This is a genomic window from Formivibrio sp. oc-25 (genome assembly GCF_055810895.1).
In genome coordinates this window covers 122,605-131,617 of sequence record NZ_JBVVOL010000010.1, presented here as the reverse complement: position 1 = coordinate 131,617, position 9,013 = coordinate 122,605, and the positions used below count along the sequence as shown (strand labels likewise).

8 protein-coding genes and 1 tRNA gene are annotated in these 9,013 nt (G+C 58.1%); 2 read left to right on the top strand and 7 right to left on the bottom strand.

Annotated elements, in window-relative coordinates:
• The first annotated feature begins 333 nt into the window (after window positions 1-333).
• Window positions 334-418: transfer RNA gene (locus AC0KVQ_RS09120), tRNA-Leu, on the top strand.
• Between the two features lie 103 nt (window positions 419-521).
• Here AC0KVQ_RS09120 and AC0KVQ_RS09115 read toward each other — a convergent pair.
• The 5 genes from AC0KVQ_RS09115 to AC0KVQ_RS09095 form a co-directional block, all read right to left on the bottom strand.
• The gene (locus tag AC0KVQ_RS09115) at window positions 522-884 is read right to left on the bottom strand and encodes a hypothetical protein (protein WP_473420836.1); all 363 of its coding nucleotides are present in this window, start codon (window positions 882-884) and stop codon (window positions 522-524) included.
• 24 nt (window positions 885-908) lie between these two features.
• Window positions 909-1,085 carry a hypothetical protein gene (locus AC0KVQ_RS09110; protein ID WP_473420835.1) on the bottom strand — a complete coding sequence of 59 codons (177 nt, stop codon included), beginning with the start codon at window positions 1,083-1,085 and terminating at the stop codon, window positions 909-911.
• Window positions 1,086-1,414: 329 nt separating this feature from the next.
• Window positions 1,415-1,618 carry a cold-shock protein gene (locus tag AC0KVQ_RS09105; RefSeq protein ID WP_473420834.1) on the bottom strand — a complete coding sequence of 68 codons (204 nt, stop codon included), beginning with the start codon at window positions 1,616-1,618 and terminating at the stop codon, window positions 1,415-1,417.
• 510 nt (window positions 1,619-2,128) lie between these two features.
• Window positions 2,129-3,214, bottom strand: coding sequence for an alpha/beta hydrolase (locus AC0KVQ_RS09100; RefSeq protein WP_473420833.1), 1,086 nt, complete (start codon window positions 3,212-3,214; stop codon window positions 2,129-2,131).
• A gap of 40 nt (window positions 3,215-3,254) precedes the next feature.
• A complete protein-coding gene (locus AC0KVQ_RS09095; protein ID WP_473420832.1) occupies window positions 3,255-4,403 on the bottom strand; it encodes an iron-containing alcohol dehydrogenase in 1,149 nt (382 codons plus the stop codon).
• Between the two features lie 167 nt (window positions 4,404-4,570).
• On the opposite strand from AC0KVQ_RS09095, the gene AC0KVQ_RS09090 reads away from it, so the two are divergent.
• A complete protein-coding gene (locus tag AC0KVQ_RS09090; protein ID WP_473420831.1) occupies window positions 4,571-5,536 on the top strand; it encodes an AraC family transcriptional regulator in 966 nt (321 codons plus the stop codon).
• A 286-nt stretch (window positions 5,537-5,822) separates the two neighbouring features.
• Here AC0KVQ_RS09090 and uidB read toward each other — a convergent pair whose 3' ends face one another.
• A complete protein-coding gene (gene uidB / locus AC0KVQ_RS09085; protein WP_473420830.1) occupies window positions 5,823-7,187 on the bottom strand; it encodes a glucuronide transporter in 1,365 nt (454 codons plus the stop codon).
• On the bottom strand, window positions 7,184-9,004 hold the full coding sequence (gene uidA / locus AC0KVQ_RS09080) for a beta-glucuronidase (protein WP_473420829.1): 1,821 nt from the start codon (window positions 9,002-9,004) through the stop codon (window positions 7,184-7,186). The genes uidB and uidA overlap by 4 nt, the downstream gene beginning before the upstream one ends.
• Window positions 9,005-9,013 lie beyond the last annotated feature (9 nt).

Genomic DNA, 9,013 nt, shown 5'->3' with positions numbered 1-9,013 from the left:
TAGCTCCTTGGGTCACCCGAAATCTCGGGTGCTCGACAGCTTAAATGATAACGATCGAAAGACATTGAAAGGCATGGTTCTGAGGCCCCGTCCACAGTCTTGCTGCGAGATTCTGAGCCCGGAACGAATTTATGGTTAAGCTATCGAATTAAAATAACAATCAACAAAACCAATCAAGGAGGCGCACCATGTCCAAGAAATGCTGCAAGAGCAATCCGCCCTGCAAAAACTGTCCGAAAAATAAAAAGAAGAAATAGCCTGGTGCGAGCTACCGAGAGCTTGGCGCGGGGTGTTACATACCGGCCATGCATGCGGTAGAATCTCGCCTCCCCTGCTCGGGTGGTGAAATTGGTAGACACAAGGGACTTAAAATCCCTCGGCGAAAGCTGTACGGGTTCGATTCCCGTCCCGAGCACCACGAACACATACAAAGCAGTCCAAGCAAGCACATAAAACCCGCATAAAGCCTGGGTTCGGACAACAATTCAGCCTCCGGATTTTCCGTGCAAACCGACCACAGGTCATTCGGCAGGTGCGAATCCATAGTACGAACCATAGGCGGACGGGGCCGGTGCGTAGGCTGCAATCTTGATCGCATCCGCTAGCGTGATCTGGTTGGTGAACCCGTCAACGCCCCCTTCTTCTAGCAGCCATCGCGCCTCAACCTCCATGTCGCTCAGGCCGCTGAGATTAAGATTTTCATCAAAGCGTTCCGAGCGATATTCGAAAGCCGTGTCATGGGCGATGAACAGAGTGTGAAGGCAGGCAGTGATACGCGTCTCATCCATCGGATCGGCTCCCATAACCCGGGTACCGCAGAAGGGACAATGCACAGGGGTGTAGTAAAACGTCCTGAGTTCGGTTCGCTGGATGGCATGGTTCATGGTGTGTTCCTTGTTACTGTAGTTTTAACGCGGGGTTGGTTGATAACGGTGGAGATCGCTGAGGGAAAGTCCGGCCAATTCGCCAACCACGCGATTGATGCCTTGACCGAGCAGCCACCATGCATTCCCGTAGGGAAGCACAGCAATGCCAGCTTCGGCACAGAGCTTCTGAGCTGTCGCTCTTTGTAGTTCAAAATTCATTTAATCTTTTCAAGGTTTTGCCCGGGAATCGACAGTATTCGATTCGGGCGTCACAGTTCGGCGCTATATGCCGGAACAAAGGGTGGGGTGGGCAGGCAGCCGTGCAGATGGGACTGCACAGAAATCAAGCGATCTGGATATCGCTCGCTTGCTTGCCATTTGGGAACGGCGATGATGGAGAAACTTAGCCCAATATATTCACACCGGGAGATGCAGAAACGGGGGCTTGAATCAGCCCCCCGTTTTTTGGAGTGCACTTATGCGCCACGGAGACTCGTCGGAGAACGATAGAACTGCGGAACGCAATCGAAAAAGCAGGAAAAAAGCAATTACACCAAGCGAATGTTTGAAGCTTGCAGTCCCTTGGGGCCTTTGCTTACTTCAAATTCGACTTGGGCACCCTCTGGCAGGGTTTTGAAACCACCACTCTGAATTGCTGAAAAATGTGCGAATAGATCACTCGTACCGTCATCGGGGGTGATGAATCCGAAACCTTTGCCGTCGTTAAACCACTTCACTTTACCTGTTGCCATGTTTTTTAAATCCTAAAAATAAACGAGGGAGCTGTCCCTCAAAGCAGGGACGAAAGTCAAGGCGGCGGGATAATCGGAAAAAAGACACCGCTTGGGGGCGGCAGCAAGAACAGACGAAGGCGGCGGTACTTGAAAATCGTTTTTTACTATGCACCCAAACAGGGTGGCGTAGCAAGAACTATCGCAAACAACAGCAAAATCCGAAGTTTTACTACGAATGATTACCCCTGCGTATGACCTGGCTGGACAGCTACAGTACCACCCCACCACTTGAGCCCCCCATCAGGATCACGCGCAACGTCAGCGCCAGACAGTAAAAAGTGATGCCGTAGCCAACCACCGCGATGACGGACCAGAAACAGGAAATGCCCTCGCTCGATTTCAGCGCCGAGTGGTGATGACTTCGCAGACGATGGCAACAAACGGAAAAGCCAGGTCTTGAGCCTGATTCCAATCCGGGAGACCACCTGAAAGCGAATGGTCTCCGCTTCCAGATGGCCAACCCATTGTTTACTTCAGGTTCTTGCCGAAGAAATCCGCCATCTTGTCGAAGGGGATCTTGCCCGCCTTGTCGTCATACAGATCGATGTGACTGGCGCCTTTCACGATCAGCAGCTCCTTTGGCTCTGCGGCGGCCGCATAGGCGGTTTCGCTGAAATAGCGCGAATGCGCGTTCTCGCCATGGATGAACAGGACCGGACGCGGTGAAATTTCCTTGATGTAGCTGAGGATCGGCATGTTCATGAATGACAGTGGCGTGGTCTGGGTCCAGGAATTGCCGGAATTCACCGCACGCGGGTGGTAGCCGCGCTTGGTCATGTAGTAGTCGTGATAATCAACCATGAACTGCGCTTCGCCACCCTTCAGCTGGTTGTACGGGGGCTGGTACGCCGGCGCGCCTTTTTCCGCATCCTTCCAGCGCTGCTGGCTCAGTTGTTCCAGGAACTTGGTGCGCTGCTCCAGGGTTACGCTGTCGTTGTAACCCTTGGACATCACGCGGGTCATGTCGTACATGGTGCTGGTCACAACGGCCTTGACGCGCTTGTCCACGGCCGTGGCATTCAAGGCCATGCCACCCCAGCCACAAATGCCGATAATGCCGATGCGCTCACGGTCAACTTCTTTTTGCAGGCCGAGGAAGTCGACGGCCGCGCTGAAGTCTTCGGTGTTGATGTCGGGCGAGGCCACATTGCGCGGCTCGCCACCACTCTCGCCGGTGTAAGACGCATCAAAAGCCAGCGTAACGAAGCCACGCTCGGCCATCGTCTGCGCGTACAGGCCGGAGGATTGTTCCTTCACCGCGCCGAAAGGCCCACCCACGGCCAGCGCGGCCAGGCGCTGGTTGCCGCGGTTCTTCGGCAGATACAGATCGGCCGCCAGCGTGATGCCATAGCGGTTTTTGAAGGTGACTTTGCGGTGGTCGACCTTGTTGCTTCTCGGGAAGGTCTTGTCCCATTCCTGGGTCAGGCTCAAGGTTGTGCCTGTGATTGAAGCAGGGTTCGCCTGCGCCAGGACTGCAGGGGCGCCGACGAATAGCGCGGCAGAGGCGACGATGGCGCTTTGGAGGAATTTCTTGCGGGAAAGCAGCATGCTCATTTGGGCTTACTCCTGGGTGTGTATAGTGAAATTCGGGCGGTTACAGCGCATTCTTCAAAATCGCCGTCACCACCTCGGGCGTGTAGGTAGCGGCAATGCCGAAGATGCGCACGTTCTTCTGTACGTTCTCGACGATTGCCGGCAGATCGGCTTCCTTGATGCCCAGTTGCGGCAGGCGCGTCGGTGTGCCGATCTTGTCGTACCAGGCCTGCAGCGCGGCGATGCCCTGCTCACCGGTTTCAACGCCAAATACGCTCTTGGCAAACCGCTCGAACTGCACCGGGTTGCGGTCGCGGTACCACCTCATCCAGGCCGGGACGACCACCGACAGACCGGCACCATGCGGCACGTTGAACAGCGCCGAGAGCGAGTGCTCGATCGCGTGGTTGGGGTAACTGAAGCCTGCAGCGCCGGAGTAGGTCAGGCCGTTCAGCGCCAGCGTTGCGGCCCAGGCAAACTGGGCGCGGGCGTCGTAGTCGGCCGGGTCGGCCAGCAGCGCTTCGGTCGTTTCGATCACCGTGTTGATAAGGGATTCGACCAGGCGCGATTGCAGCTTCGGATGCACGCTTGCCGTGAAATACACCTCGATCAGATGCGCGATCACATCGGATGCGGAATACACCAGATAGTCGCGCGTCACCCCCTGCATCAGCGCAGGATTGACGATGGATACCCTGGGGAACAGGGCCGCATTGCTGATGAAGAATTTCTCTTTGGTCTCATCGTTGGTGACCACCGCGCCCGGGTTCATTTCACTACCGGTCGCGGCGAGCGTCAGGATCGCGAACACCGGTAGCGCGGATTCGATGCTCGCCTTGCCGGTAAACAGATCCCACACATCGCCGTCGTGGCAGACACCCGCAGCAATCGCCTTGGAACTGTCGAGCACGGAACCGCCACCGACGCTCAGAATGGCATCGACCTGATGTGCGCGCGCCAGCGAAATTCCTTCGCGCACTTTCGAAATAACGGGATTGCTGACGATGCCGCCGAGTTCGACCCACTCAATACCTTTCTCGGCGAGGCTTTTGCTGACGGTATCGAAAAGCCCCTCGCGTTTGATGCGCTCGCTGCCGTAGCAGAACAGAACTTTCCTGATGCCGTGTTCGCTAAGATGCTGCCCGATCAGTTGTTCCTTGCCGGTGCCGAATTCGATCTTGGTCGGGTTGAAGAAAGTGAAATTTTGCATGGTGCTGTCCTCAGTGAATGCTGAGGAACATTTTTCGCGATCTGGTCCAACAATCGATATTCAAATCCGCCACATTTCTTGCCTGATCCTCCACGACCGGGGATTTCCGGTTGGAATCGACACGTCGCGCGGATATGCTTCGGACAGGATTTGTTTGGAGAATTGCCATGTCGAATCAACAGGCTGAACGCCATGAGGCCGGGATGCTCGATGCCTTGCGCGGAGCGATGGTTGACAGCATCGGGCACAGGACGGTCGGCAACTCGGACAGTCCGACCGCGATCCCGAGCCTCAGCTTCTTCCGGCGTGAAATGCCGATGCCGCCGTGCATCTGCCTGGTAGAGCCGAGCATCGTTTTGGTCGTGCAGGGCGAAAAGCAGATGCTGGTGGGCGGCGAGGCTTACCCGTACGACGTCAATCGCTTCCTGATCACGTCGATCGATCTTCCTGCCAATTCGCAGATCGTATCGGCCAGCCCGGACCAGCCCTGCCTGGGGTTGGTCCTGAAGCTCGACCTGCGCATCATGGCGGAATTGATCGCGCAAGGAGGATTGCCTTTACCGGCATCGCACGACAACGAGCGCGGCATGGGCATCGGCCTTGGCTCGGTCACGCCGGTTCTGCTGGAAGCCTTCAAACGCCTGCTAGATCTGCTCGACGACCCTGACGCAATTCCCGTGCTGGCCCCGCTGATCGAGCGGGAGATCCACTATCGCCTGCTCAAAAGTGACCAGGCAGCGCGCTTGTGGCAGATCGCCTCGGTAGGGAGTCAGGGCCACCGCGTGGCCAAGGCCATCGACTGGCTGAAAATGAACTATACAGGCACGCTGCGGATTGACGACCTCGCCGCTCACGTACAAATGAGTACATCCAGCCTGCATCAGCACTTTCGCCAACTCACCGCCATGAGCCCGTTGCAGTACCAGAAGTGGTTGCGCCTGAACGAGGCGCGCCGCCTGATGCTGAACAAAGATCTGGATGCGGCCAGCGCCGCGTTCGAAGTCGGCTACGAGAGCCCGTCGCAATTCAGCCGCGAGTACACCCGGCTTTTCGGTGCGCCGCCCAGGCGGGATATCGAAGCGATGCGTCAGCCAATCACTTCCGGTCAGGCGCGGCAGACTCAGGGTAAATAGTTGAAGGCTGGATGATGTACCTTGCCGGATAAATCTGCCCAAAGCCCGGTAATGCCGTTCACTTAATCTGGCCGCGTGCCCTCTCCCCACCCCTCTCCCGCATGCGGGAGAGGGAGCAAAATCGGTGGATAGCCACGCACTCCCCTCGCTCGCTTGCGGGAGAGGGGCTAGGGGAGAGGGTAAATGGACACGGAAGTGAACGGCATTAGCCCAAAACCCGGCAGCTTTCGGTGCCGGGCTTTTGCATGCAGAACCACGGGGCCGTGGCGAATCCGTGAACAGCCTATCAGGCGGCCCTGCTGGCCAGACGCCGTCCGCGGATTTCCTCTACCAGTTGTGCAAAGCGTGCATCGGTCAGCGGGTAGAACAGCATCAATACGAAGGCTGCGGCGAAGGCAATGGTCGGCACCAGCGCCATGGCCTGTTGGATGCCGGCAATGGCGCGCTCGCTCTGTACCTCGGCATTGGGAACATAGCCGCTGGCCGCGAGCAGGAAGGCCGGAACCGAGCCACCAAGCGCCTGGCCACATTTGCGCGTGAACGAGAAGAATGAGTAAGTCAGCCCTTCGATCCGCATGCCGGTACGCCACTCGCCGTATTCAACGGTATCGGCCTCCAGCGCCCACATCACGGTCATCGCCATCTGCACGCCAACGGACGCCGTGCCGAGCGCGCCGTACATCCACGCCTTGTTGCTCAGCGGTGCCAGGAACAGTGCAAAAAAGCCCAATGCCGCCAGTGCGAGTCCGGACAGAAATGCGCCCTTCTTGCCCAGCTTGCTGACCAGTTGCGGTGCCAGCGGTGCAGCAACCAGCGTGCCGAACAGGGTCGTGATGAATACCAGCACTACAAACTGCTTGGTGTCCCCCAACACATAACGGGCAAAAAACATGGAGGTCGCGCTGAGCGAGAAATAGCCGATCAGCACGCACAGCGCACAGGCGCACAGCATCAGCAGCGGGCGATTGGTGAGCAGCGTGCCGATACTGTCCTTCAGCTTGGGCTGAGCAATATCGCGCTCAACGATTTCACGTGTGCTCTTGAAGCACAGGTAGTACATGACGATGCCGGCCACAGCCAGGATCAGCGTGAACTGCGTCAGCATGCTCTGCAACGCTTCGCCCTTGGCACTGCGCACCACCGGGCCCAGCACCAGCGCCAGGAACGAGAAGGTGCCCATCGCCATGAGCGTGCGCGATGCGCCCAGACGTGCACGTTCGCGCGGCTGCTGGGTCATCACGGTCGCCAGCGATCCAAAAGGAATATTGACGAACGAATAGGCGGTTCCCAGCAAGGCATAGCTCACATAGGCATACAGCAGCTTGGCATCGGCATCCCAGCCCGACGGCACCGAAAATACGGCGACGCTCAAAAGCATCAACGGTACCGCGCCCCACAGCAGGAACGGGCGAAAGCGCCCCCAGCGGGTCGAAGTGCGGTCGATCACGCGGCCGGCCACCATGTCCATGATGGCATCGTAGATGCGTACAACCACCAGCATCGTCCCGGCGGCGGCGGCCGGAATCCCGGCCACATCGGTGTAATAGTTCAGCAGGAACAGTGCGCCCATCGCGAACGCAAAGTTATTGGCCACGTCACCCAGACCATAGCCGATGACGTTTTTCCAGCTCAGGGGAGGAATGTTGCTCATTGCTTTTCTCCAAGGAGATCTTGCTTGTGGTTCGGGGACATTTTGGTCCAGCGTTCACGCAGCACATACGCGCCAGATTTCGGGCGCCGGTCGCGCGTGAATATCCCTTTCTTGTTGCCACCGACACGGACGATGCCCTGCGAGGTGGCGAAATCGGCGAAATTCCACACCTGCTCACCGACCACGGCTTCGATGCGGTCAAACACGCGGTGGTACATTTGCAGAAATTCGCCCTGGAATTCCTCGGTCCACATCGTCGGGGCCACCGAGCGCAGGCCCTGCATCGTGTCGGCGCCATATTCGGTGATGATCAGCGGAACCTGGAATTTGTCTTCCCAGGCGCGCAGATCGTCTTCCAGCGCCCGTTCGGCGCTGACCAGATCACCGGCATCCAGATACCAGCCGAAATAGCGGTTCAGGCAGATCAGGTCGAACATCCCGGCAATCTGGTCCTGCTCGGCCGTCACGAACATCACGCTGGCATACGTCACCGGGCGGCTCGGATCGAGGCGGCGCGTTTCCTCGACCAACGGCCGGAAATACTCGGCAGCATTGGCCGGGCTGCTATCGGGCTCGTTGGTGATGCTCCAGGTGACGACGCAAGGGTGGTTCTTGTCACGCGCGATCAGTTCGCGGATCGCGGCCATGTGGGCGCGCTGCGTGACGCTGGAAATACCCGCTTCCGAGTACAGTTCTGCGGGTGCGACCACAGCCGGATTGAGGATCTTGCCAATCACCATGTTCAGACCAACCGCCGCGGTTTCGTTGATGACGACGATGCCGTGACGATCCGCATAGTCGAGCACCTCTTCGGCATACGGGTAGTGCGAGGTACGGAAGGAATTGGCACCCATCCACTTCATCAGCGCGAAATCGTGCACCATCAGCACGTCATCGTGCGCCTTGCCGCGGATATCGCTGTCCTCGTGCTTGCCGAAACCGGTGAAATAGAACGGCTGGCCATTGATCAGGAAGCGCTTGCCATCCACCTGGATCGAACGGATACCGACCGCGAGCGAGTATTTGTCGGTCGTGCCGCTCTCATCAAAATAGACCACGCTCAGCTGGTACAGATAGGCCTTGCCCGGCTGCCATGGCGTTGCCCCGGCCACAATCAGACGACCGCTGGCGCCCACCCCGCTCGCCACCAGATTGCCGTCGGCATCGTGCAATGCCACGCTGACTGTGCCCTCGCCTGACGTTTCGACGCGGTAATCGACGGTGCCATCCTGGCCGTCATAGCCGGTCACGACAGTCACCTCGCTGATATGCCGTTTCGGTGTCGCGTAAAGCCAGACCGGGCGATGCAAGCCGGCATAGTTGAAGAAATCGTGGAAATACTGCTGCTTGAGGCGACCATCTTCCAGCGTCAGCACCTGCCCCGGCGGAATGGTGTCCCAGCTCAGCACATTGTTCACGCAAACGGTAAGGCGAAAAGATTCGCCGACGCGAATATGTGCGCTGATATCGGCCTCGAACGGCGTATAGCCGCCCTGGTGATCCATGACTTCGACATCATCGACCCAGACCGTGCCGCGATGCGTTGCCGCATCCAGACGCAGAACAATACGCTGGCCCTCCCAGCCGGCCGGCACGAACACTTCCGTCTGGTACCACACGTCGCCAACGTGATCGCGGATCGCGGCATCGGCGAAAATGTCGTTGTAACTTGAAGGCACCGGGATCTCCCGGGCATCGGGCAAGGTAGCCTGCCACCACTGCTGCTGGCGGCCGGCGGTTTCGTGATCGATCGAAAATCGCCATAGACCATTCAGGGATTTTCGCTCCCTGGTCTGGTTCTCGATGGGCTTGAGCATGGGCTTTCC

Bases quoted from the DNA above. Each gene is read 5' to 3' on its own strand.
- AC0KVQ_RS09115 (WP_473420836.1), bottom strand. From the start codon at position 884: ATGAACCATGCCATCCAGCGAACCGAACTCAGGACGTTTTACTACACC.
- AC0KVQ_RS09110 (WP_473420835.1), bottom strand. From the start codon at position 1,085: ATGAATTTTGAACTACAAAGAGCGACAGCTCAGAAGCTCTGTGCCGAA.
- AC0KVQ_RS09105 (WP_473420834.1), bottom strand. From the start codon at position 1,618: ATGGCAACAGGTAAAGTGAAGTGGTTTAACGACGGCAAAGGTTTCGGA.
- AC0KVQ_RS09100 (WP_473420833.1), bottom strand. From the start codon at position 3,214: ATGAGCATGCTGCTTTCCCGCAAGAAATTCCTCCAAAGCGCCATCGTC.
- AC0KVQ_RS09095 (WP_473420832.1), bottom strand. From the start codon at position 4,403: ATGCAAAATTTCACTTTCTTCAACCCGACCAAGATCGAATTCGGCACC.
- AC0KVQ_RS09090 (WP_473420831.1), top strand. From the start codon at position 4,571: ATGTCGAATCAACAGGCTGAACGCCATGAGGCCGGGATGCTCGATGCC.
- uidB (WP_473420830.1), bottom strand. From the start codon at position 7,187: ATGAGCAACATTCCTCCCCTGAGCTGGAAAAACGTCATCGGCTATGGT.
- uidA (WP_473420829.1), bottom strand. From the start codon at position 9,004: ATGCTCAAGCCCATCGAGAACCAGACCAGGGAGCGAAAATCCCTGAAT.